Annotated in this window: 20 protein-coding genes; all 20 read left to right on the top strand. The window is 39.6% G+C overall.

Features of this window, described 5'->3' with window-relative positions:
- The first annotated feature begins 14 nt into the window (after positions 1-14).
- Positions 15-2,564 (top strand): selenium-dependent xanthine dehydrogenase, encoded by a 2,550-nt coding sequence (xdh, locus tag KHY58_RS02995; RefSeq protein WP_105086673.1) that lies wholly within the window; start codon positions 15-17, stop codon positions 2,562-2,564.
- A 145-nt stretch (positions 2,565-2,709) separates the two neighbouring features.
- The gene (locus KHY58_RS02990) at positions 2,710-4,095 is read left to right on the top strand and encodes a nucleobase:cation symporter-2 family protein (protein WP_004698561.1); all 1,386 of its coding nucleotides are present in this window, start codon (positions 2,710-2,712) and stop codon (positions 4,093-4,095) included.
- Positions 4,096-4,299: 204 nt separating this feature from the next.
- Positions 4,300-5,487 (top strand): RuBisCO large subunit C-terminal-like domain-containing protein, encoded by a 1,188-nt coding sequence (locus KHY58_RS02985; RefSeq protein WP_105086672.1) that lies wholly within the window; start codon positions 4,300-4,302, stop codon positions 5,485-5,487.
- Between the two features lie 105 nt (positions 5,488-5,592).
- On the top strand, positions 5,593-6,399 hold the full coding sequence (locus tag KHY58_RS02980; RefSeq protein WP_105086671.1) for an MBL fold metallo-hydrolase: 807 nt from the start codon (positions 5,593-5,595) through the stop codon (positions 6,397-6,399).
- Between the two features lie 2 nt (positions 6,400-6,401).
- On the top strand, positions 6,402-6,881 hold the full coding sequence (rlmH, locus tag KHY58_RS02975) for a 23S rRNA (pseudouridine(1915)-N(3))-methyltransferase RlmH (RefSeq protein ID WP_004698704.1): 480 nt from the start codon (positions 6,402-6,404) through the stop codon (positions 6,879-6,881).
- 111 nt (positions 6,882-6,992) lie between these two features.
- The gene (locus tag KHY58_RS02970; protein WP_004696521.1) at positions 6,993-7,448 is read left to right on the top strand and encodes a CBS domain-containing protein; all 456 of its coding nucleotides are present in this window, start codon (positions 6,993-6,995) and stop codon (positions 7,446-7,448) included.
- 163 nt (positions 7,449-7,611) lie between these two features.
- Complete coding sequence (tig, locus tag KHY58_RS02965; protein ID WP_105086670.1) at positions 7,612-8,916, top strand: trigger factor; 1,305 nt, start codon at positions 7,612-7,614, stop codon at positions 8,914-8,916.
- 36 nt (positions 8,917-8,952) lie between these two features.
- Positions 8,953-9,546, top strand: coding sequence for an ATP-dependent Clp endopeptidase proteolytic subunit ClpP (gene clpP, locus KHY58_RS02960; protein WP_004696517.1), 594 nt, complete (start codon positions 8,953-8,955; stop codon positions 9,544-9,546).
- Between the two features lie 12 nt (positions 9,547-9,558).
- Positions 9,559-10,812: an ATP-dependent protease ATP-binding subunit ClpX gene (gene clpX, locus KHY58_RS02955; protein ID WP_008601448.1), complete on the top strand. Its 1,254-nt coding sequence runs from the start codon at positions 9,559-9,561 to the stop codon at positions 10,810-10,812.
- A gap of 65 nt (positions 10,813-10,877) precedes the next feature.
- Positions 10,878-13,187, top strand: a complete 2,310-nt coding sequence (gene lon, locus KHY58_RS02950) for an endopeptidase La (RefSeq protein WP_004696511.1) — start codon at positions 10,878-10,880, stop codon at positions 13,185-13,187.
- A complete protein-coding gene (yihA, locus tag KHY58_RS02945; RefSeq protein ID WP_024062006.1) occupies positions 13,187-13,885 on the top strand; it encodes a ribosome biogenesis GTP-binding protein YihA/YsxC in 699 nt (232 codons plus the stop codon). Before lon ends, yihA begins: the two co-directional genes overlap by 1 nt.
- Positions 13,882-14,853 carry a polyprenyl synthetase family protein gene (locus KHY58_RS02940; protein WP_021148372.1) on the top strand — a complete coding sequence of 324 codons (972 nt, stop codon included), beginning with the start codon at positions 13,882-13,884 and terminating at the stop codon, positions 14,851-14,853. Before yihA ends, KHY58_RS02940 begins: the two co-directional genes overlap by 4 nt.
- A gap of 1 nt (position 14,854) precedes the next feature.
- Positions 14,855-15,745, top strand: coding sequence for a twin-arginine translocase subunit TatC (tatC, locus tag KHY58_RS02935; protein WP_021148371.1), 891 nt, complete (start codon positions 14,855-14,857; stop codon positions 15,743-15,745).
- Between the two features lie 20 nt (positions 15,746-15,765).
- A complete protein-coding gene (locus tag KHY58_RS02930) occupies positions 15,766-18,423 on the top strand; it encodes a valine--tRNA ligase (RefSeq protein ID WP_278471877.1) in 2,658 nt (885 codons plus the stop codon).
- Positions 18,424-18,435: 12 nt separating this feature from the next.
- Positions 18,436-19,743, top strand: coding sequence for a bifunctional folylpolyglutamate synthase/dihydrofolate synthase (locus tag KHY58_RS02925; RefSeq protein WP_278471875.1), 1,308 nt, complete (start codon positions 18,436-18,438; stop codon positions 19,741-19,743).
- A gap of 9 nt (positions 19,744-19,752) precedes the next feature.
- Complete coding sequence (locus tag KHY58_RS02920) at positions 19,753-20,991, top strand: O-antigen ligase family protein (protein WP_105086668.1); 1,239 nt, start codon at positions 19,753-19,755, stop codon at positions 20,989-20,991.
- A gap of 524 nt (positions 20,992-21,515) precedes the next feature.
- Positions 21,516-23,021 (top strand): acetyl-CoA hydrolase/transferase family protein, encoded by a 1,506-nt coding sequence (locus tag KHY58_RS02915; protein WP_101928845.1) that lies wholly within the window; start codon positions 21,516-21,518, stop codon positions 23,019-23,021.
- Between the two features lie 28 nt (positions 23,022-23,049).
- Complete coding sequence (locus KHY58_RS02910; protein WP_024062000.1) at positions 23,050-24,696, top strand: acyl-CoA mutase large subunit family protein; 1,647 nt, start codon at positions 23,050-23,052, stop codon at positions 24,694-24,696.
- Between the two features lie 28 nt (positions 24,697-24,724).
- On the top strand, positions 24,725-25,120 hold the full coding sequence (locus KHY58_RS02905; protein WP_004696492.1) for a cobalamin B12-binding domain-containing protein: 396 nt from the start codon (positions 24,725-24,727) through the stop codon (positions 25,118-25,120).
- Positions 25,121-25,198: 78 nt separating this feature from the next.
- The gene (gene meaB / locus KHY58_RS02900) at positions 25,199-26,137 is read left to right on the top strand and encodes a methylmalonyl Co-A mutase-associated GTPase MeaB (RefSeq protein WP_024061999.1); all 939 of its coding nucleotides are present in this window, start codon (positions 25,199-25,201) and stop codon (positions 26,135-26,137) included.
- Positions 26,138-26,161 lie beyond the last annotated feature (24 nt).

Raw genomic sequence — 26,161 nt, 5'->3', positions numbered from 1 at the left:
GAGGAGGGCTATATATGTACCGCTTTCAAGTGAATGGCACCCAATATGAGGTTCAAGAGGATCAACGTTTAATTGATTTCTTGCGAGCTGATTTAAAGTTGACGGGCACTAAAGAAGGTTGTAGTGCTGGTGCATGTGGTACGTGTACAGTAATTATAGACGGGAAAAAGGCAAAAGCTTGTGTTAGTAAATTATCCCAATTAGATGGCAAATCAATTGTAACGATTGAGGGATTAACTGATAGGGAAAAAGCTGTATACACCTATGCTTTTGGTGAATGCGGAGCGGTGCAGTGTGGTTTCTGTATACCAGGTATGATTATTAGTGCAAAAGTATTGATTGACGAAAATAATGACCCTACACCTGACGATGTTAAAAAGGCGATATTAGGTAATATTTGCCGTTGTACAGGCTATGTAAAAATTGAAGAGGGCATTATGTTAGCTGCAAAAATGTTCCGTGAGAACTTACCAGTTCCAGAAAAGGATACAAATGGTAATGTAGGCGCTCGTTTACACCGTGTAGATGCTGAGGAAAAAGCATTAGGTACTGGACAATATGCTGATGATATCTATATGGATGGCATGATTTATGCCAAAGCATTGCGTTCTAAATACCCACGAGCTAGAGTTGATCGTGTTGATGTATCTAAAGCTCTTGAACATCCAGCGTGTGTAACGGCATTGACCGCTAAGGATGTACCATTCAATAAGACTGGTCATTTAGTGCCGGATTGGGATGTACTTATCGCAGAAGGTGATATTACACGTTATGTAGGCGATGCAGTTGCACTTGTTGCAACTACAGAAAAGAAATATTTAGACGAAGTATTGGCTCTAGTTGAAGTTGATTATACTGAATTAGAACCCGTACTAGATCCATTGGAAGCACTAAAACCAGATGCTCCTCAGTTACATCCAGACGGAAATGTATTATCTCGTCAAACATTATCTCGTGGCGATGTAGATAAGGCTATTGCAGAGGCTGCTTTTGTAGTAACAAATCATTATTCCACGCCTCAAACCGACCATGCATTTATGGAACCAGAATGTGCCGTTGCATATCGTGAGGGAGACGAAATTCATCTGTATTCAGGTAGCCAAAATGTTTATGATGATCGGCGTGAAGTTGCTCGTATGCTTGGCATTCCAAATGAATCTGTAAAGGTTCATAGCATGCTCGTAGGTGGTGGCTTTGGTGGTAAAGAGGATATGACCGTACAGCATCATGCATCTCTCGTAGCTTGGCTTACAGGTAAACCAACTAAGGTTCTATTCTCTCGTCAAGAAAGTCTTAATATCCATACTAAACGTCATGCGATGGAAATGGATATTACAACAGCTTGTGATGCAGAAGGTAATCTGGTAGCAAGTAAGGTAAATATCGTTTCTAATTGTGGCGCGTATGCATCTTTAGGTGGTCCTGTACTTCAACGTGCTGGTACTCATTCTTGTGGCCCTTATCACTTTGATAATTTTGCCTTTGATGGTGTATGTGTTTATACAAATACTGTTCCTGGTGGTGCATTCCGTGGGTTTGGCGTAACACAAACTATCTTTGGTCAAGAGCAAAATATTGATGAATTAGCTGCGTTGGTAGGCATGGATCCTTGGGAATTCCGCTATAAAAATGTTGTACGCCCTGGTGACTCATTACCAAACGGCCAAATTTGTTCCAAAGAAACCGCTTTAGTAGAATGTTTGGAAGCTGTAAAAGATGCATATTATGCCTCTGATCGTACTGGTCTTGCGGTATGTTTGAAAAATAGTGGTATTGGTGTAGGACTACCTGATACGGGTCGTGTTATTTTAGAAGTACGTGATGGTAAAGTTCGTATTCGTACGGGTGCTGCTTGTATTGGTCAAGGCATGGCTACTATGGCAACACAAGTACTTTGTGAAACAACAGGCTTAACGGCGGATAAAGTATTTGTAGAACGTCCTGATACAGTACGCACACCAGATTCTGGTACAACTACTGCATCTCGCCAAACACTCTTTACCGGTGAAGCAACGCGCAAAGCAAGTCTTCGCTTAAAAGAAATGTTAAATACTAAAACATTAGAAGAACTGAATGGCGTAGAGATTTATGAAGAGTTCCTCGGTGAAACAGATCCATTTAATTCTGATAAATCGCATCCAAAAAATCACGTTGCCTATGGTTATGGTGCATGTGTAGCAACAATTGGTGAAGACAATAAGATTGCTAATTTACATGTAGCATACGATGTAGGTCGTGTAGTGAACCCTCAATCCTGTACGGGTCAGGCCGAAGGTGGCGCCATTATGGGAATGGGTTATGCAGTTACAGAAGACTTCCCTTATAAAGAAGGGTATGTAACATCTAAATACGGTACGCTAGGACTTCTTAGAGCTACCCAATGTCCTCCAATTCATGTAAGTCTTATCGAAAAAGGGACACCAGAACAATATGCATACGGAGCTAAAGGTATTGGCGAAATCTCTAGCATTCCGATTGCACCGGCTATTGCAAATGCGTATCGTCGTATCGACGGAGAACCACGTAGGTCCTTGCCGATTAAACATACAGGTTATAAAAAATAGAATATTTGCTTAATGGTAGGGGCTTTTGCCCCTAGCCATCAAGGTTCCCACGTGAAGTCGATGAGATTTCTAAACTCTATCATGTACGATAGTATGACTATATTGTTTAACTAGTAACTAAAACGTAAGATATGAGGTGATTCTTATGAGTAAAGGTGCATCTGGTGTCGACCATGTAGATGGTATGCTGCCAATCCCGCAGTTATTCGCTTATGGTTTACAGCACGTTCTGGCTATGTATGCTGGGGCAGTAGCTGTACCAATTATTATTGCACAAGCTATGCATTTGCCAATTGAAGATTTAATTCGTTTGATTACAGCTGACTTATTTACATGTGGTGTAGCTACATTGATTCAAACATTAGGATTCGGACCTGTTGGCGGGCGTATTCCTCTTATTCAAGGTGTTACATTTGCTTCTGTAGGCCCTATGATTATGATTGGTCAACAGCATGATATCAATACGATTTACGGTGCGATTATCGTAGCTGGTCTCTTTACATTCCTTGTGGCACCATTTTTCAGTCGTTTGATTCGGCTATTCCCACCTGTAGTAACAGGTACTATCATTACTATTATTGGTATCAACTTGATGCCAGTAGCTGTTAACTGGATGGGGGGTGGCGTAGGCAATAAAAACTTTGGCGATCCACTATACATAGCTCTTGGTGTAGCTACATTTGTTCTCGTTATATTAACTTATCGATTTGGTAAAGGTTTCCTTGGTAATTTGGCAATCTTAGTTGGCCTTATTCTTGGTACAGCCTTAGCTATGATTGTTGGTATTACAGATTTTTCAGAGGTAGGACGTTCTCAATGGATTTCTGTTGTAACACCATTCTATTTTGGTCTTCCAACCTTTGACTTTGCTTCTATTGTATCTATGATTATTGTAATGCTCGTAGTTATGGTAGAAACAACTGGTGATAGTATTGCGGTAGGTGAAATTGTAGATAAACCTATTGGTCAAAATGAATTGGCTGCGGTACTTCGCGCGGATGGCTTGTCTACTATTATTGGTGGTATCCTTAATAGTTTTCCGTATACAGCATTTGCTCAAAACGTAGGTCTTATTGCTGTAACACGTGTTAAGAGTCGTTTCGTTGTAGCAGCATCTGGTGTAATTTTAATTTTATTAGGCCTTTTCCCTAAATTAGCCGCTATCGTAGCTTGTATTCCAAATGCTGTACTAGGGGGCGCAGGGATTGCTATGTTCGGCATGATTATCGCCAGTGGGATTCGTTCTCTTGGTAAAGTTAGTTTCGATGGTAACTATAACCTGATGCTAGTTGCCATTAGTATTGGGGTATCCATGATTCCTCTTGCAGCACCTCAATTCTATACACACTTTCCAGCATGGGCTCAAATTCTTTTGAAATCTGGTATCACAGCTGGTAGTATAGTAGCTGTTATTTTAAATGTAATGTTTAATGGTTTTGGTTATAAAACTGTTAACGAACCTAATCGTGCGACTCGTAAATATCGCCACTTCACACGATTCAAAGGTTATCCTAAACATTTCTACCAATAAGATATAGTTAGACGAGTTTACTCTCATGCGATTATATGTATTGTCTCTCACAGTAGAAACCTTGTTAGTATAGGTAAAACATCAATATATATGTTTTTGTTTGTTAAAAAGATCTCACTCTGATTTGGAGTGAGGTCTTTTTTTATGGAATCGTATACTACTTTGGTATATAATTAAATAATATTATTGCAAAGGAGACGCATTATGAAAGACGAGCGATTTATAGTTACATATAGAATAGAAGCGAGTACATATGAAGAAGCAAAATCAATTGCTTGGGCTGTTCAAGTGGAGCAAACTATAGAATTTCCTTATGAGTTTGTAACGGATACATACATTAAAGAAACTATTACTGGTCGACTAGAATCTCTTGAACCTATAGTAGAAGACTCTCCTTATATCAATGTAGGTGTGATGCTAAATGCTGTAATTGACACCTCTCGTTACTATTTGGCTCGTATTTCATATCACGTAGATACCACGGCCTTAGAGGCTACACAATTTTTAAATGTTGTCTTTGGTAATTCTTCGTTACAGCCACACATTTGGGTAGTAGATATTGAACTATGTCCAACACTTTACGATGTGTTTAAGGGACCACGATTTGGCTTACAAGGAATTCGTCGATTAGTGGAAACCCCGACGCGTCCAATGATTCAAGCCGTTGTAAAGCCGATGGGCACACCGAATGTAGAATTGGCTCGTATGTGTGGCGCTTACACACGTGGTGGTGCAGATGTCATAAAGGATGATCATGGTATTTCTAATCAGTCCTTCTCTCAATATAAAGATCGTGTAAAACGATGTGCTGCTATGGTACAGGAAATGAATGCTGTACATGGTACACATACTTTATATGCTGCAAACGTATCAGGTGATGGTACAGATGTGTTAGAACGCGCTTATTTTGCCAAAGAGGCTGGTGCTACAGCTCTCATGGTGGCCTCAGGTCTCGTTGGTTTCGGTTGGTTACACAAATTAGCTACTGATGAAAACTTACGATTGCCCATTATTCATCATCCAGCTTATTCTGGTGGATTTGTAAGCCCTGGTGTATCTGGAGTAGCTGACTATTTACAACTAGGTTTATTACCTCGTATCTTTGGGGCTGATATGCCAATTTTCGTATCTTATGGTGGACGCTTTACTTTTACAGAGGAACAATGCAAGAGAATTTCCTCTTACATTAAACGACCAATGGGCTTGATGAAAGCAGCTTGCCCGGCACCGGGTGGTGGTGTTACAGATGCTCGTCTTAATGAACTCGTTGAGCTGTACGGAAATGATACTATGTTCCTCGTTGGCGGTGACATGTTCCGTCGAGGACCAGATATTGAGGCTAATATGTCGTACTTTGTAGAGCGTTTGACTAAATTATCTGAAAGAACGTAATAATAGCTTGAATTTAAATGAGTTAATACAATGTTTAACTAAATAACTAAGCTATTGACTTTTACAGAAATAATAGATTTATGATTAAGTATATGGAGTGTTTTGATGAGTGAATCATCACCGTTGGAGGTCCATGTCCTTGCCAGTGGTAGCAAGGGCAATTGTACAGTAATAAAAAAAGGGAACTCTGTCATATTGCATGATGTAGGCATTAGTTGCCGGCGCATTGTCAATGGGTTAAAAGAATTGCATATAGACATGGCTCAGGTGGAGGGCATATTCGTCAGTCATGAACATAGTGATCATATTGCGGGACTACAACAATTACTAAAACGATTTGATCTTCCTGTGTATACGAAGCAGGGCACATGGCGTGAAATTCAAGATAAGTTAATCGTACCGAAGAATCGATTGATTGAGCTTACAAAGGGCAGTTTAACGTTGGGCGGTCTCACCGTAGAGCCGTTTTCGGTAAGTCATGATGCGGCTGATCCAATTGGAATAAATGTGTTTACTGGGAACGATAAGGCAACTGTTGTTACTGATACAGGTGTGATTTCAGATGATATTTTACGCAGGCTTGATGATACGACGCTGTTAGTGCTAGAGGCAAATTATGATCCGCATATGTTGCGTTTCGGACCCTATCAGCCGTTTTTAAAACAACGTGTGGCTAGTGATGAAGGTCATTTGAGTAATGAAATGGCTGCACAAGCTCTACTCATGATGAAGCGTCCTAATTTTATGCAAGTTATATTGGCTCATCGATCTGAAAATAATAATAACGCTGTCCTTGTTACTCAAACTATTGGTAAAATGCTTGTGGATGGTGGTGTTCGTATTGGACCTGAAATGAAGCTGCAACATGGTCAACCTAATGAAATCGTGTCCATCCAATCTGTGAAGAGGTAAAAATGAGATTTTATATAGTCTGTATTGGTAAATTAAAAGATGCTTATTTACGTGAGGGTGTAGCAGAGTTTGTGAAACGTATGCGTCCCTATGGTGGTATTACAATTACAGAGCTGAATGAAAGTAAAATTGGAGATAAGCCGAGTGATGCGGATCGCAAACAAGTTGTTGCCGAAGAAGGAGACCGTTTATTAAAAGCGGTTCCTAAAAATGCGTATACCGTATTACTTGATGTGTATGGCAAAACGATGTCCTCTGAAGAACTCGCTAAGACGGTATCTAAACTTGAGGTGGATGGTGTGAGCGATATGGCCTTTATTATTGGCGGTGCCTTTGGGGTGAGTGATACATTACGTCAGACTGCAAATTATAAATTATCTTTTAGCCCTATGACTTTTACTCATCAAATGGTTCGATTGCTACTTGTAGAACAAATTTATCGAGCATCAAAAATCAATCGCAATGAACCTTATCATTGGTAGAAGTCGTAGACCTAAAAATTATTTGTATAATACTTTCAGAAAAAAGGAGTTTTATTATACTGTGGCGAATAGTATAATAAAGCAAGATGTATTTATAAGGAGGAATTCACTATGAAAATCCAAGAAGTAATGAATAAATACCCTGTTACTGTTGGCAAAGATGCGCCGATTTCTGATGTAGCTGATTTATTGGTTAAATATAATTTAACAGCTGTGTCCGTAGTGGATGATGATAATAAGCTGTTAGGTATTATCTCTGAAGGTGATTTACTTTATAAAAAAGTACGTCCTCATGTGCCTCATTATGTTAATGTATTAGGCGCTAGCATCTATTACAATGGCATCGGTGAATACAATGCTCAATTTAAAAAATTATTGGCATCTCACGTTCATGAGTTGATGACTGATGAAGTAATTACAACCACACCGGATAAAGATGTAGAAGAAATTGTATCTGTTATGCTTGATCAACATTTGAAAAATGTGCCAGTTGTAGATAAAGAGTACCGTTTGATTGGAATTTTGTCTCGTCGGGACATTATCAAATTGATTGCTAAAGATAACTAATTAGCATAATTATGTAAAATATGTAAAGACCACCCGTTTTGGGGTGGTCTTTTAGTGTATATTGAGAAGAATTGCATTGACCTTGCATTTATGTTATTATTAGGAGTGCATAATATACTACAGAAATTTGGGCATATTGCCCTTCGAGGAGGACATATTTTAAATGAAAGCAACTGTAAATCCTGTTGATCAACACGTAGTAACGTTAACTATTGAAGTACCTGCAGCAGAAGTAGATAAGGGCATTAAACAAGCTGTAAAACGCATTGCAGGTCAAGTGAACATCCCTGGCTTCCGCAAAGGACATGCGCCTCGCCGTATTTTGGAAATGAACTTCGGTAAAGAAGCTATCTTGGAAGAAGCGTTTGAAGTATTGGCTAGCCAAAACTATAGTGCTGCACTTCGTGAAAATGATATCGTGCCTGTATCTGAACCTGAAATCGAACGCGAACAATTCGAAGAAGGCAAAGATTTGATTTTCAAAGCTACTGTAACTAAACGCCCTGAAGTTAAACTTGGCGATTACAAAGGTTTAGAAGCAGAAAAACAAGATGCTACAGTATCTGATGAACAAATCGAAGAACAGTTGAACAATATTCGTGAACAACAAGCAAAAATGGTTGTTGCTGAAGAAGGCGCTACAATTCAAAAAGATGACTTCGCAGTAATCGACTTTGCTGGTTCCGTTGATGGTAAACCTTTTGATGGTGGTGAAGGTAAATCCTACCCATTACAGATCGGTTCTGGTAGCTTCATTCCTGGCTTCGAAGATCAATTGATTGGCGCTAAAGCTGGTGATGATGTAACTGTAAAAGTAACATTCCCTGAAGACTACTTCGTAGCAGAACTTGCTGGTAAAGAAGCAGAATTCAAAACTCATATTCATGATATTAAACGTAAAGAATTGCCTGAATTAAATGATGAATTCGCAAAAGAAGCAAGCTCTTACGAAACTATTGAAGAATTGAAAAAAGATCTTCGCACTAAAATGGAAGAAGAAGCTTCCCGTCGTGCAATCGATACTTACAATGCGGACTTGATTCAAACAGCTGTTAAAAATGCAACTGTAGAAATCCCAGAAGTAATGATTAAAGATCGCGTAGAACAAATGATTCAAGAATTGGCTATGAATATGGAAGGCCGTGGCTTGAAACTTGATGACTACTTGAAATTCTCCAATAAAACTATCGAAGATTTACGCTCTGAATACAAAGATTCCGCAGCTGAAAACGTACGTGCTGATTTAGTATTGGATGCTATTGCAACTGCTGAAGGTATCGAAGTAACTCCAGATGATATGAACCGTGAAATCTTCATTATGGCTCAAAACTTTGGGGCAGATCCTAAAGAAGTTTGGGATATTATTGCAAAAGAAGGTCGTGTAGCTATGTTGGCAGGCTCTGTAGCTCGCAAAAAAGCAGCTCGATTCATTATTGATAATGCAAAAGGCGCTGAATCTGCAGAATAATAGTTTGCTCAACTAGGTACATGAAAAGGTGATTACATGTATGTACCAATCGTAGTTGAACAAGGTGAACGCGGAGAGCGTTCCTATGATATTTACTCTCGCTTGTTAAAGGATCGCATTATTTTCCTTGGTGGCCCCATCGATGATAATGTGGCAAATGCGGTTATTGCGCAAATGTTATTCTTGGAAGCAGAGGATCCTGATAAGGATATCCATTTGTATATCAATAGCCCTGGCGGTGTTGTAACCGCAGGTATGGCTATTTATGATACAATGCAATATATCAAACCAGATGTGTCTACTATTTGTGTAGGCTCTGCGGCGAGCATGGGTGCTGTACTTTTAACAGCTGGCACTAAAGGTAAACGCTATGCGTTGCCTCATGCACGCATTATGATTCACCAACCATTAGGTGGTGTGCAAGGACAAGCATCTGAAATTGAAATCCATGCCCGTGAGATTCTTCGCATGCGTGAAGAGTTAAATGGTATCTTAGCTTCTCGCAGTGGACAAGATATTGAAGTAGTAGCTCGCGATACAGATCGCGATAACTTCATGAGTGCTCAGGATGCCGTTGAATACGGCTTAATCGATGAGGTACTCACAAGAGAACCTGTAGAAAGCAAGTAATGGAGGCGCCCCTTGGCAAAAGATAAAGATACTATGCGCTGCAGTTTTTGTGGACGCACAAGCGAAGAAGTCCGCAAATTAGTGGCGGGTCCTAACGTGTATATTTGTGACGAATGCGTTGAAGTTTGTGAACGCATCATTGCAGATGAGTTGGGTGCGGTTGAGACGGACGACTTCAATTTAAAAGAATTGCCAACGCCTAGAGAAATTAAAGCTCATCTTGACGAATATGTCATTGGTCAAGATGATGCTAAAATCTCTTTAGCTGTGGCCGTATATAATCACTACAAACGCTTACAAACAGATAATGTAGTAGATGATGTAGAATTACAAAAGGCTAATGTATTGTTCATTGGTCCTACTGGTAGTGGTAAAACACTATTGGCTCAAACCTTAGCGAAAATGCTAGAAGTACCATTTGCTATTGCAGATGCTACAAGCTTAACTGAAGCTGGGTATGTGGGGGAAGATGTAGAAAACATCTTACTTAAAATTATTCAAGCTGCAGATTATGATATAGCTCGGGCAGAACGGGGCATTATCTATATCGATGAAATCGATAAAATTGCTCGTAAGTCCGAAAATCCTTCTATTACACGTGATGTGTCTGGTGAAGGTGTACAACAAGCATTGCTTAAAATTTTAGAAGGTACCGTTGCTTCTGTTCCTCCTCAAGGTGGTAGAAAACATCCTAATCAAGAAATGCTTCAAATCGACACTACAAATATTCTCTTTATTTGTGGTGGTGCATTTGATGGTATGGACAAGGTTATTACTAAGCGTACCGCTAAGAAAACACTTGGTTTTGGTGCAGATGTACAGCGTAAAGAAGAACGTAATGTATCGGCTATCTTAAAAGATGTTGTACCTGAAGATTTATTAAAATTTGGTTTGATCCCTGAGTTTATTGGACGTTTGCCTGTAATGGTGACATTAGATCAATTAGACAGAGATGCATTAATTCAAATTTTGACAAAGCCTAAAAATGCATTAACAAAACAATATGAAAAAATTCTATCCCTTGATGGTGTAGAGTTAACTTTCACTGAAGATGCATTAGAAGAAATCGCTGATGAAGCATTACAGCGAAAAACAGGTGCTCGTGGTTTGCGTGCTATCATTGAAAAGGTGATGAAACGCGTAATGTTTGAGGTTCCTTCCATGCCGGAAGTAACTAAGTGCATTGTGAATCGTGAATCCGTATTAAGCACAGGTGAACCTATACTCAAAAATGAGGCAGACCAAGACATCCAGTTGAAATCGTAATTCGAAGAAACTCATTTCTGTGTAGGAATGAGTTTCTTTTTATAATATATATACCTGGAGGAAGTATGAATTTACTCGAAGTTGGGATCCCTACCGTACCTCTCAGAGGCATGGTAGTATACCCGAATATCGTGATTCACCTCGATATCGGTCGAGACAAATCCATTAAGGCGGTGGAAGCCGCAATGAATGAGGACCGCATTTTAGCCGTCGTAACTCAAAAAGATGATGCTGTAGATGCACCAACAGTTCATGATTTAGCCCAAATGGGTACATTAGTAAAAATTAAACAAATGTTGCGCTTACCAGGTGGTATAGTACGTGTTCTTGTAGAGGGCATCACTCGTATTCGTCTTATGAATATTACTAGCATGGACCCTTATTATATAGGAGACTATGAACGAGTGGCGTCTGAATTTGAAGACGATGTAGAGCTTGAAGCTTATCGTCGTTTGGTTCAAGCTAAATTTGGCGAATGGGCAGAAGAAGCTAAATCAGTTACTGATGAAGGTGTAACGCGCGTTATGGAATTACGCAATCCTTGTGAATTAGCTGACCAAGTTGCATTTCTATTGCCTATTAATAATTTGAAACGTCAAGAGTTACTTGAAGAATTATCTGTGGCTCGTCGTCTTAACATGATTGTAGGCATTTTAAATATGGAATTACAAATCTCTGATTTGGAAAATTCCATCAATAATCAAGTGCGTCAATCTATGGAAAAAGCGCAGAAGGAATATTTCTTGCGCGAAAAAATCCGCGTTATCCACGATGAGTTGGGGGATAAAGGGGATCCCGAGGAGGAGGCAGAAGAACTACGAGTTAAGTTAAAAGCACTTAACCTAAGTGAAGACGTACATACGCGTATTGATAAAGAAATTTCTCGTTACAGCCGCATGCCTCAATTGATGCCGGAAGCAACAATTTTGCGCAATTACCTAGATTGGGTATTGGCATTACCGTGGAACGAATTAACGGAAGATCGTTTAGATATTAAGGGCGCTCATGCTATGCTCGAGGCCGATCATTATGGCCTTGAAAAGGTTAAGAAACGCATTTTAGAATTTTTAGCGGTTCGTAAATTAACCGGTAAAAATAGTGGCTCTATTCTTTGTTTAGTAGGCCCACCAGGCGTTGGTAAAACCTCTTTGGCTACCTCTATTGCTAAAGCAATGAATCGTAAGTTTATCCGTGCATCCTTAGGTGGTGTTCGTGATGAAGCTGAAATTCGTGGACATCGACGTACTTATATTGGTGCTTTACCTGGTCGTATGATTCAGGGGTTAAAAAATGTAGGTACTAAGAATCCTGTATTTTTATTGGATGAAATTGATAAATTAGCATCTGATTATAAAGGTGATCCATCCTCAGCGTTATTAGAGGTATTGGATCCAGAACAAAATAGCACATTTAGTGATCACTTTATCGAAGTACCGTTCGACTTCTCTGAAGTTTTCTGGATTACTACGGCTAACGTAGCATCTAATATTCCTGGTCCATTGTTAGATCGTATGGAAATTATTGAGTTGTCCAGCTATATGGAAGAAGAAAAACTAGAAATTGCTAAGCGTTACTTAACACCTAAGCAAATTAAGAAAAATGGCCTTGAAGATTACAAGGTTAAATTATCTGATGCTGTGTTAAGAAAGGTAATTTCCGAATATACTCGCGAAGCAGGTGTTCGTACTTTAGAGAAAACAATTGCTAAGATTTGCCGTAAGATTGCTTTCAAAGTAGTTGAAGAAGGCGGAGACGCACCAAAAGTCACTACTAAGAATCTTCACGAATTCTTAGGCGCACCAATCTTTGTTGACCAAGAGCGAGAAAAGAAAGCACAAGTTGGCTATGTAAATGGATTAGCTTGGACATCTGTTGGTGGTGTAGTATTACCATGTGAAGCTACAACTATGAATGGTACCGGTAAATTGGCTTTAACTGGTAGTCTCGGCAAGGTTATGCAAGAGTCTGGTCAAGCGGCTATGAGTTATATTCGCCATAATGCAAAAGCTTTAAAGATTGAAGAAGATTTTTATAAAAAGCTTGATATTCACGTTCACTTGCCAGAAGGGGCAACCCCTAAAGATGGTCCTTCAGCAGGTATTACAATGACATTAGCTATGGTATCTATTTTGACTAACCGCAAGGTTCGTTCTGATATTGCCATGACTGGTGAAATCACATTGCGTGGCCGCGTATTACCAATAGGCGGCTTAAAAGAAAAATTATTAGCAGCCTTGTCTCATGGTATAAAAGAGGTATTGATTCCAAAAGGCAATGAAAAGGATATTGCAGAATTACCTGACATTGTGAAAGAAGGCCTCATCATTACGCCAGTTAAGACAATGGATGAAGTATTAGCAAAGGCACTTGTGTAATGCAAAAGAAGAAAAAATCCACTAAACCAATGGGCCCAAAACCACAATATACACGAAAAGAACCAAAGGGGCCTCGTATTATAGCTGCAAAATATAATACTTCCTGTGTAAAGGCGGATCAATATCCTGAAGGGGATACCGTAGAAATCGCTTTCCTTGGACGCTCTAATGTGGGCAAGTCTTCGTTGATTAATTCTTTATGTAACTATCGTGGGTTAGCCCTCGTTAGTGGTCAGCCAGGTAAGACTAAGACGATAAACTACTTTGATATTGAATCAAAAGAGGATATTTCTGAAACCGAGGAACGCAGATATAACTGGTTTCTCGTTGACCTTCCTGGTTATGGTTTTGCAAAGACAAATAAAGGAAACCGCAATCTGTGGTCTTCCTTTATTGCCGATTATATTTTACATTCTGAACGATTGATGTTGTTGTGTTTACTTATCGATGGTCGCCATCCTGAAATGGCCATTGATAAGGTGGCCTTTGATTGGCTCGTCGAAGCCGGTGTTCCGTTACAAATTGTAGTGACCAAGGCCGATAAATTGACGGCTAAAGAAAAGTCTGCAAACTTGTCTATTATTAAAGAGCTATATCCAACGGCTACCCCGCCGATTTTGTACAGCTCTTTAAAGCATACTGGACGTGAGCTTTTACAACAACGAATCAATAAAATTTTGGTAGGAGATGAAGCATGAGTCAAACGAACGAATTAGAGATTATGGAACGCATTGCTCTAGATTTAGAGCGTGTCGAAGAGTCTCTTGCATCATCTTTTAATACCGGTGCAGAGGACTTCAATGCACTGATTCGACCGTTATCAGCAGCAGGTGGTAAGCGTTTGCGCGCTCAATTGTGTTTATTGATTGCTAATGCAGGTACATCTATAGAGCGTCAACGCATTAAAATTGCTGAGGCTGTTGAAATGCTTCATTTAGCAACACTTATCCATGACGATGTTTTAGATCAAGCTGAAATTCGCCGTGGGGAGGATACAATTCACATGCATAAAGGCAATAAGGTAGCTATCCTTAGTGGTGATTATTTATTTGCCAAAGCATTTAAAATCGTATCTGAAATGACGAATATGAAGTATCTTCAAGTATTCTCTCATATTATTACATGCCTCGTAGAAGGTGAGTTCATGCAAATGGAAGATGTATATCGCATCGATCAAGGCATAGAGCGTTATATGACAAAGACGCAAAAGAAAACAGCAGACTTCATGGAAGGCTGTATGGAGCTTGGTGGTCTCTTAGGAGATTGGCAAGAGGATGAAATCATAGAATTGAAAAAATATGGTCATGCATTAGGCATGGCATTCCAAATTACAGACGATATTATGGATTATCGTGAAACAGCGGAAACAACGGGAAAGCCTGTAGGGAATGATCTTCGAGAGGGACTATTGACGTATCCGTTATTAAGCATCGTTAACGATGGTAATAAAGATAAATTGCTTGAAGAGATTAAAGGCTTAAATAATGGTGGTAATGAGCAAGACATTATTGATTATGTTATTGCTCAAGGTGGAATTGATAATACATTAGCTGTAGCTGATAAATATTGTAAAGATGCTCTAGCGGCACTCGCTGCAGTGCGTGATTTCCCAGGGAAGGAATTTCTTGTGATGGCTGTAGAAAATCTGGCTGATAGAAAGGTATAATATGGAACCATTCGAACCAAAATCGGATTTCGAATATCCCATGCAAAAACCTTCTTTTGATAGTGTAGTTCGTCAAAAACGGCGTGAAGCAGAACAAAAGTCTGAGCAAGAACGATATAAAGTGGCAACTCAACACATTTCTGAGGATGTGGAAGATGAACCAGTTTATACGGCTATAGAGCAGAAGATGATGGATGAAGCAAGGGAATTGTCCCTTGTAGGACATCTTTCAGAGCTGCGAAAACGATTGATTATAATAGCTGTAGCGGTTATTGTGGGAACTTGTATTTCTTATTATTATGTAGACTTATTATTGGAAATACTCCTAAAACCGGCTGGCAAGCTCTATTATATGAGACCTACTGAAGCATTTTTTACATATATGAAGGTGTCTGTTGTAGGTGGCTTAGTCATAGCCGCTCCCATTATATTGCATCAGATTTGGCTATTTGTTAAGCCTGCACTAACTGTGCGAGAAAAGCAGCTATCTAACTGGATCTTACCAGTAGCAATTGGTCTATTCGGGATAGGTATTGTATTTTCTTATTTTCTCGTATTGCCTGCAGCAGTGAAGTTCTTTATGGGCTTTGCTACAGATGAATTACAGCCGATGTTTTCTATTGGTCAGTATATGGACTTTGTATTATCCTTTGTACTGCCCTTTGGATTTATCTTTGAGTTGCCGTTGATCTTAATTATTTTGGGATATTTCAACTTAATTACATCACGCTTTTTAAAAACGAAGCGAAAGATATTTATTCTTATATCCTTTATCATAGGTGCTGTCATTTCACCTACACCGGATATGTTCTCGCAAACGATGATTGCATTACCTATGATATTGCTATATGAAACAAGCCTATTTGTATTGGCTAAAATTATGAAGCGCTAAGGAGTCTTTTAGGAGGAACGATGAAAACCTACGAAAATTTAACCACATATAATCCTGGTGAAATAGAAGGCAAATGGTATTCTTATTGGGAAAATCAAGGATACTTTCACGAAGAAGTAGACACGAATAAAGAGCCATTTAGTATCGTATTACCACCTCCTAATGTAACTGGTATGTTGCATATGGGGCATGCCCTTGATAACACATTACAAGACATCCTCATCCGTTTCAAACGCATGCAAGGCTACAATGTATTGTGGATGCCAGGTACAGACCACGCTGGTATTGCTACACAAATCAAAGTAGAAGAGATGCTTGCTAAAGAAGAAGGAAAATCTCGCTATGATTTGGGCCGTGAAAAATTCGTAGAGCGCGTGTGGGAATGGAAAAAAGAATATGGTGATACTATTGTAAAACAAATCCGTAGCCTTGGCGCATCCTGTGATTGGAACCGTGAGCGATTTACTTTGGATGAAGGGTATTACCATGCAGTGCGCGAAGTATTTGTAAGCCTTTATGAAAAAGGTTTGATCTATCGCGGTGAACGCATCATCAACTGGTGTCCTCGTTGTGCCACTGCGTTATCTGATGTTGAAGTTGAGCATGAAGACGAACATGGCCATTTACGGCATATTAAATATCCTGTAAAAGGTGAAGATAATCGTTTTGTTGTTGTTGCTACAACTCGTCCAGAAACAATGTTTGGTGACGTAGCAGTAGCAGTAAATCCTGATGATGATCGTTATAAAGATCTCATTGGTAAAACATTGATCTTGCCATTTGTTAATCGAGAAATTCCTGTAATTGCCGATGACTATGTAGATGCTAGCTTCGGTACAGGCTGTGTAAAAATTACACCTGCTCATGACCCTAATGACTTTGAAATGGGCCAACGTCATAATTTGGAATCCATCGTTGTTATGAACAATGATGCAACAATGAATGAAGGTGCTGGCAAATTTAATGGCTTACCTCGTGAAGAAGCGCGTAAACAAGTAGTAGCAGAACTTAAAGAATTAGGCCTACTTGAAAAAATTGATGATCATGACCATGCAGTAGGTCATTGCTCCCGTTGTAATACAATCATCGAACCAATGGTATCTAAACAATGGTTCGTAGATATGAAACCATTGGCAGAGCCAGCTCTTAAGGTTGTTAAAGACCACGAAGTAGAGTTCGTTCCTGAACGTTTTACAAAAACATATGTGAATTGGCTTGAAAATATCCGCGATTGGACTATTTCTCGTCAATTGTGGTGGGGCCATCGTATTCCTGCATGGTATTGTGATGACTGTGGTGAAACGATCGTTAGCCGTGAAGATATTACAGAATGTCCTCATTGCCACGGTCATGTTACACAAGATCCAGATGTTCTTGATACATGGTTTAGCTCTGGTTTATGGCCATTTGCTACAATGGGTTGGCCTAAGCAAACTCCAGAACTTAAACAATGGTATCCAACAAGTGTGCTTGTAACTGGTTACGATATCATCTTCTTCTGGGTTGCTCGTATGATCTTTATGGCTCTTGAGTTTGAACATGAAATTCCATTTAAACATGTATTTATTCATGGTCTTGTTCGCGATAGCCAGGGCCGTAAAATGAGTAAATCTTTGGGCAATGGTATTAATCCGCTTGAAGTTATCGACCAATATGGTGCTGATGCATTGCGCTTTACTCTTGTAACTGGCAACACACCTGGTAACGATATGCGTTTCTATATGGAACGTGTTGAGGCTAACCGTAACTTTGCCAATAAGATTTGGAATGCATCAAAATTTGTATTGATGAACCTTACAAATTATGATGAAAGTTTCGTTCCAACAGCAGATGATTTGACATTAGCAGACCAATGGATTGTTCAAAAATACAATGAAACAGTACAAAGCGTAACATCTAATCTCGATAAATTCGAACTTGGTGAAGCGGCAAGTTCCGTATATGATTTCATTTGGAATACGTACTGCGATTGGTACATTGAATTAGCGAAACCTCGTTTGTATAGTGAAAGCAACGAACGTGATCGTCGTACAGTTCAATATTTACTTGTAACAATCTTACGTCATATGCTCGAATTATTACATCCATTCATGCCGTTCGTAACTGAACATATTTGGCAACATTTGCCACACGAAGGGGACAGCATCGTTGTTACTAAATGGCCTGGAGCATTGAAATTCGATAATCTTGAAGGGGCAGCACGTCAAATGGAAGTTATGATGGATGCTATCAAAGGTATTCGTAACATGCGTGCTGAAATGAATGTGCCTTTAGGTAAAAAAGCTGAGGTTATCGTAGCGCCAACAGATGAAGCATTAGCTAAAACTGTAGCAGAACATAGTGACTACTTCGTAACATTGGCTTGGGCTGAGAAAGTAACAATTCTTAGTATCGATGATCCAAAACCAGAAAATGCAACTGTAACCGTTGTCAATGGTATGGAAGTATATCTCTTACTTAAAGACTTGATTGACGGTGAAAAAGAAAGAGAGCGTATTGCAAAGGAAAAAATCCAAATGGAAAAAGAAATTTCTCGTTTGGAAGGTAAATTGTCTAACCAAGGCTTCTTAGCAAAAGCTCCTGAAGCTGTAGTAGCAAAAGAAAAAGAAAAGTTAGAAGAATATAAACAAAAACAACAAGCGTTATTGGAACGTGAAGCGTTCCTTGAAACCTTATAATAGGAGGTTTATATGACATATCAGGAGGCCTTAGCCTATTTGGAGCAGGCATCTTCATTTGGTATTAAACCTGGTCTTGAACGAATTACGGCTCTTATGGATGTGTTAGGGAATCCACAAGAAGATTATAAAATTGTTCATGTTACAGGTACAAATGGTAAGGGCTCGGTTACCTCATATATTTCCTACGCACTGTTTACAAGTGGATTACGGGTGGGGCGATTTACATCGCCTCACCTTCAATCCTATACGGAGCGTATTCAAATTAATGATGGAAATATAACAGAGGAAGCCTTTGGAAAATTAATTAGTCGCGTAAAGGTTGCAGTAGATACTATTATTAGTAATGGAATAGAAGCGCCAACACAATTTGAAATATTAACAGCTGCTGCATTTTTATTCTTTAAGGAGCAAGGTGTCGACTATGCTGTAGTAGAAGTTGGTTTAGGTGGCTTACTAGATTCTACTAATATCGTGACTCCAAAAGTATCTGTTATTACTAATGTAACAATAGATCATCAAGCATATTGTGGTGATACTGTCGAGGAAATTGCACGCCATAAAGCGGGGATTATCAAATCTAAAGTGCCTGTAGTGACAGCTGCACAAGATACACCTCTTAATGTTATTGAGGACGTAGCTAAAAAACAACATGCTAAGCTTTATGTTTTTAATAAAGATTTTGGTATCGATAGCCGCAGCGCTGTAACGGGTGGCCAAATGATTACGGTTAGTTCTAACGATGCTGCACCTGCTATGCTGTTTACGACGATGGCTGGCATTCACCAATCTGTAAATCTCGCTTGTGCATTGATGGCTGTACGCCTGTTGATGAAAGAGGATACGAACATCAGTGAAGAAACAATGCGTGAAGGATTTGCTCGCACTACGTGGGCGGGGCGCTTTGAAGTTAAACGAGGCTTAGATCGTACCTTTATATTTGACGGTGCTCACAATGCGGCCGGGGCTGAGTCTTTTGCCATGACGTACAATGAACTATTTAAGGACACACCGAAAACGGTGGTAATGGCTATCCTTAAAGATAAAGATCAAGAGGCTATTATTCGTGAAGTGGTTAAATCTGGCGACACAGTCCTCGCTGTACCTGCACCAACAGATAGAACAGAGGTACCTGAAAACTTGGTTGAAGTGATTCGTCGTACTGTACCTAAGGTGACGGCTCAAACTGCAGAATCTGTTGAGGCTGCATTAGCATTGGCATACAAACATACAAAGACTGGTGATATCATTGCTGTATGTGGTTCTTTATATATTCTAGGGGATGCTCGTCAGTGGTTTTTCCATGAGATGAGCCATTGAGGTGAGAATATGGAACTCTCACTCATTCCTAATCAGAAACGACTTACCTTTTATATTGAACGATTAATCTATGGTGTTGTCATTGCGATGCCACTTCAGCCAATGGTGGGAGATGTACTTCTCTGGTTGGCTATAGGTCTAGCATTATATGATTTGATTTCTAGTAAATCATTGAGTTTGCCGACAGGTTATTTATCTTGGACTGTTATGATCTTTGTTATCTGGACAGGTATATCGTCGTTAATGTCCCCAAACTGGGATTGGTCTATTCAGAGCTGGTTCTACCAAATTGTAGCGGGTGGGGGCATGTACTATTTAGTTCGTACCTATATCCGAACACCTAAACAGTGGAACTATTTTCTTCGTGCTTTTTTAGGTACAGCCGTTCTTGTATGCATTATTGGGGCCTATCAGTATATATTTGTTCCCAATATACATATAAAAGAATGGGTTGATGCAGCACAATTCCCTAAATTGATGCGTCGAATGGCGTCTACATTGCAAAATCCTAACTTGTTAGGGGCTTATCTATTGATGGTACTAAGTGTATGTATTAGCTATATTCTTGTTTATATGAAAGAGAATCGTACTCGTGAAGTTGTTACAATGCTGATTATTGGTGTTGTATTATTTTTAACGATGTTATTAACCTATTCGCGTGGTATTTGGATTAGTTTTGCGGCCATGATTCTGTATTGGGCTATTTTCGTAGAACGAAGACTATTCTTATCCTTGTTAGTGGTACCGTTAATTCTATACTTCTATGAAGGGGAAGTTGCTTCGCGACTTTGGTCTATATTCCAAGGTCATGATACGTCATCAGATCTTCGCTGGGCTCTATGGGACAGCACAATGTATATCGTACGAGAAAATTCAATCTTTGGTATTGGGTGGAATACATTTTACTTAGTTTATCCAGAGTATAACTATTACATTCAAGGTCCTAATGTGTTGATGTATCATGCCCATAATTTATATTTAAATATATTGGCTGAAACAGGTATTCCTGGCTTGCTATCATTCCTAGCAGTTATCGTCGGTCATGTTATTACATCTGTTCGTTTGAAAGGGGATATGTTCCGACAAGCTGCACAGATAGGTATAGGTGCTTTAGCTATCGGAGTTCTTTTTAGTGGATTGTCTGATTTTGAGCTCTATAGCCATCAAGTTACTATTGTTTTTTGGCAACTCCTTGGTTGGGTTGGGGCCTTTGTGAAAGTACAACTTTCCACAAAGAAATATATGTAAAAGGTATATTTTGTATAATCAGTAAGTTTTATGGTAGCGATACAATTTCATAGTATGGTATAATTTATACATACCTTAGCAGGGTAAGCTTAAGTATATTTAACCGGTTTTCTAATGTTAGAATAATTGAACATTATTGCTTGCATTTGAAAACCGGTTTTTTGTATATCTATATTTTTATAGGAGGTGTAGCGGTCAGTTTTTGTATATATTATTTTTTTATTATATTGATAAGGCTCTATATGTTGTATTGAGATAGTTCGATATATATAAAAAACAACAATATATACTATTAAATTGATAATTCCTGTGAGTTATATCGGTGTGAATAAAACTTATGTGAAAATGTAAAAACCTATGCGTTTTGGTCATAATGCACAGTCGGAGTGTGATAAAAAATACATTTTAGTCATATAAGTTGACAATACATTGGATGTGGACTACGATGAAGTCGGTTTAAGGAACGTATTAGACCAAAGAGATTCAATTGTCGTTTAACAATGTTACTCTTAAAGGAGATGGTTATGGTGATAGACATCAAAGACCGCGTAAAAAATGTGGACCTGCAAGGTAAAATTGTCACTGCTTATGATGCAGCTCAGTTGATTAACCCTAATGATAAAGTTGGTATTTCCGGCTTTACACCATCGGGTTATGCAAAAGTTGTGCCATTGGCATTGGCAGAAAGAATGGAAAAAGAACCATTCAAAATCGATTTGTGGACAGGTGCTTCCGTAGGTGATGAAGCTGATGGCGCATTAACTCGTGCTAATGGTATTAATCGCCGCTTTCCATATCAAACCAATAAAGATATGAGAAAGGCTTTAAATGGTGGAGATGTTAAATACATCGATATGCATTTAAGCACAATGGCACAAAATATTCGTTATGGATTTTTCGGGGATTTAGATGTAGCAATTATTGAAGTATGTCAAATCAACGAAGATGGTTCTTTAGTACCAACTACTTCTGTTGGTAATTCTCCAACATTTGTTAGTCAAGCTAAAAAGGTTATCGTAGAGGTAAATGTATCTCAACCATTATCTTTAGTTGGTATGCATGATATCTATGAACCGTTGGATCCGCCACATCGTAAACCAATTCCGTTGGAACAGGCCGGCGATCGTATCGGTACAGAAGCAATACCTTGTGATCCTAGCAAAATCATTGCTGTGGTTCCAAGTGATGTACCTGATACAACAAGACCTTTAGCTGCTATTGATGATGATGCAAAGGCAATGAGTCAACATCTTATCAAATTCTTTGAACAAGAAATTGCAGAAGGTCGTTTGCCTAAAAACTTGCTTCCATTGCAATCCGGCGTGGGCTCTGTAGCAAATGCGGTAATCAGTGGCTTGGCTCAAGGGCCTTTCACAGATTTATCTATTTATACAGAAGTAATTCAAGACGGTATGTTTGACTTGATCGATGCTGGTAAAGTAACTGTATGTTCCGGTACTGCATTGAGTCCTTCTCCAGATGGATTGAAACGTTTCTATGCGAATATTGATGAATATCGTAAAAAAATTATTCTTCGTCCGCAAGAAATTTCCAATAACCCTGGTATTGCTCGTCGTATTGGTGTCATTGCCATGAATACTGCTATCGAATTTGATATTTTTGGCAATGTAAACTCTACTCATATTATGGGTAGCAAAATGATGAATGGTGTTGGTGGTTCTGGTGACTTTGCACGTAGTGCATATCTCACTATCTTCTGTACCAACTCCGTTGCTAAAAATGGCGACATCAGTTCTATCGTTCCATATGTATCCCATGTGGATCATCCAGAACATGACACTATGATTTTCTGTACAGAACAAGGTGTTGCTGACTGTCGTGGTTTGAGCCCAGTGGAAAGAGCTCGTTTGATTATTGAAAAATGTGCTCACCCAGACTACAAACCTATGTTAACTGAATACCTAGAAAAAGCATTAGCTGCAACAAAGGATGCCCATACACCAATGTTGCTTGATGAAGCTCTTTCTTGGCATAAACGCTTCACAGAAACTGGAAGCATGAAAAAATAACCTGTTTTTTTAGGAGGATGATGAAAACATGGCTTACGAAAACTTAAAAGCCCAAATTGCTGAGTACAACAAACTTTGTGACGAAAAATGCGCAAAAACTCCAGAACGTCAAAACTTAAAATACAACCGTGTGTATACACCAGTTGATATTGAAGGCTTTGATTATGAACGCGATTTGGGAATGCCTGGCGAATTCCCTTATACTCGTGGCGTACAACCTACTATGTACCGTGGCCGTTTCTGGACAATGCGTATGTATGCAGGCTTCGCTACAGCTGAAGAATCTAACAAACGTTACCGCTACCTAATCGAATCTGGTGCAACAGGTCTTTCCTGTGCATTTGACTTGCCTACACAAATCGGTTATGACTCTGATGATGTTATGGCTGAAGGCGAAGTTGGTAAAGTAGGCGTTGCTATTGACTCCTTGGCAGATATGGAAATCTTGTTCGAGGGCATCGACCTTGGTAAAGTATCCACATCCATGACAATTAACGCTCCGGCGTCTGTTTTGTTGGCAATGTATATTGCAGTAGCTGAAAAACAAGGCGTACCTTCCACTGAATTGAAAGGTACAATTCAAAATGATATTTTGAAAGAATATGCAGCTCGTGGTACTTACATTTTCCCTCCAAAACCATCCATGCGTTTGATCACTAATATCTTCGAATATTGTTCTCAATACGTTCCTAAATGGAATACTATTTCCATCTCCGGTTACCACATCCGTGAAGCAGGTTCCACGGCAGTGCAAGAAATCGCATTTACAATTGCTAATGGTATCGCATACGTAGAAGCAGCTTTGAAAGCTGGTCTTGATGTTGATACATTCGCTGGTCGTCTTTCCTTCTTCTGGAATGCTCATAATAACGTACTTGAAGAAGTTGCTAAATTCCGCGCATCTCGTCGCTTGTGGGCAACAATCATGAAAGAACGTTTTGGTGCTAAAAAACCAAAATCCATGATGCTTCGTGTACATACTCAAACAGCTGGTTCCATGTTGACTGCACAACAAGTTGATAACAACATCGTTCGTGTTGCTCTTCAAACTGCAGCTGCTGTAATGGGCGGTACTCAATCCTTACATACAAACTCCCGTGACGAAGCTTTGGCTCTTCCTACAGAAGCATCTGTACAAGTAGCCCTTCGTACTCAACAAATCGTGGCTTACGAATCTGGTTTGGCTGACGTAGTTGACCCATTGGGCGGCTCCTACTATGTTGAAGCTATGACTAACGCTATCTATGACGAAGCTATGGCATACATCAAGAAAATTGATGAAATGGGCGGCGCTGTAGTAGCAATCGAAAAAGGCTACATCCAAAAAGAAATTCAAGAATCCGCTTACAAATGGCAAATGGAAGTTGAATCTGGCTTGCGCACAATCGTTGGCGTAAACAAATTCCAAGTTGAAGAAGAAGCTCCAAAAGACTTGCTTCGCGTAGACGCTTCCGTAGGTGTTAACCAATCTAAGAAAACTCAAGCAGTTCGTGCTAACCGCGATCAAGCCGCAGTTGATAAAGCCTTAGCTGATTTGAAAGCTGGTGCAGCTGACGAATCTGTTAACTTGATGCCATTAATTCTTGCAGCAGTTAAAACATATGCTACTTTGGGTGAAATTTGTAATGTATTGCGCGAAGTATTCGGTGAATACGAAGCTCATTCCACATTATAATATCAGCTGATTTCGGAGGTAATATATCATGGCAGAAAAACGTATTAGAGTAATTGTAGCAAAACCAGGTCTTGATGGTCATGACCGTGGTGCAAAAGTAGTAGCACGCGCACTTCGCGATGCTGGTTTCGAAGTAATCTACACTGGTCTTCGTCAAACACCAGAACAAATCGTTGAAGCAGCGCTTTCTGAAGACGTTAATGTAGTTGCATTATCTCTTCTTTCCGGTGCTCACAATACATTGTTCCCTAAAATTGTTGAACTTTTGAAAGAAAAAGGCATGGGGGATGTTCTTGTAATCGGTGGTGGCGTTATTCCTGACGCTGATATCCCTGGCTTGAAAAAAGCTGGCGTAGCGGCAGTATTCACACCTGGCACACCAACTAGCGATATCGTTAACTTTATTAAAGAAAACGTAAAATAATTGCTTGGGCAAAGAGGGGTGCAACTCGAATAGTTGGCTCCCCTCTATTCCCATATTCGAAGATAGGTGGTGAGGCGAATGGATTTAGTTAAAGGCCTTTTTGAAGGTTCTAGACTAGCCTTAGCACGGTCCATAACAGCTGTAGAAAACGAGTATGATAATGCCATCGATATTATGAAGGCAATTTACCCTAAAACGGGGAACGCACGTATTCTCGGTATTACAGGGGCCCCTGGTGCTGGTAAAAGTACTTTGACCGATAAGGTAGTTAAACATTATTTAGATCAAGGTAAAAAAATCGGCATCGTTGCCATCGACCCAACTAGCCCATTCTCTGGAGGTGCTATCTTGGGGGACCGTATTCGAATGAATGATTTAACATTAAATGAAAATGTATTCATTCGAAGCATGGGCACGCGTGGTAGTCTTGGTGGATTATCTAAAAAGACTGCAGACGTTGTAAAACTCATGGATGCCTTTGGCATGGATTTAGTAATTATTGAAACTGTAGGCGTAGGTCAATCTGAAGTAGATATTGTAAAAAATGCTGATACTACATTGGTTGTACTAGTTCCTGGTCTCGGTGATGATATCCAAGCTATCAAGGCGGGTATTCTTGAAATTGGCGATGTATTTGCTATCAACAAAGCGGATCGGGACGGTTGCGATCGTTTGAATGTTGAAATCGAGATGATGCTTGATCTCGATTCTCGCGAAGTCAAATGGAGACCTCCGATTAAGCGTACTGTTGCCAGCAAAGATCAAGGTGTAGATGAACTCATCGAAGCCTTGGATGAACATTTTGAGTATCTTGAAGACTCTGGTGAGTTGGATGCTCGCCGGGCAGAACGTACGCGTGATGAAATCATCGCAATGATTAATGAGCAAATTGGTCGTTATGTGGCGGAAAAAATAGTCACTAGCGATGAATTTAATAGCCAAGTGGCAGCTGTAAATGAACGCATGAGCGATCCATATACAGTTGTTAACGGCGTTATGTCAAATGTGCTAAAGTAGACGGCGACTACATAGCATGAGAGA

Source organism: Veillonella parvula (assembly GCF_018366295.1).
GTDB lineage: Bacteria > Bacillota > Negativicutes > Veillonellales > Veillonellaceae > Veillonella > Veillonella parvula_P.
This window is presented reverse-complemented; position numbering and strand designations above follow the sequence as displayed.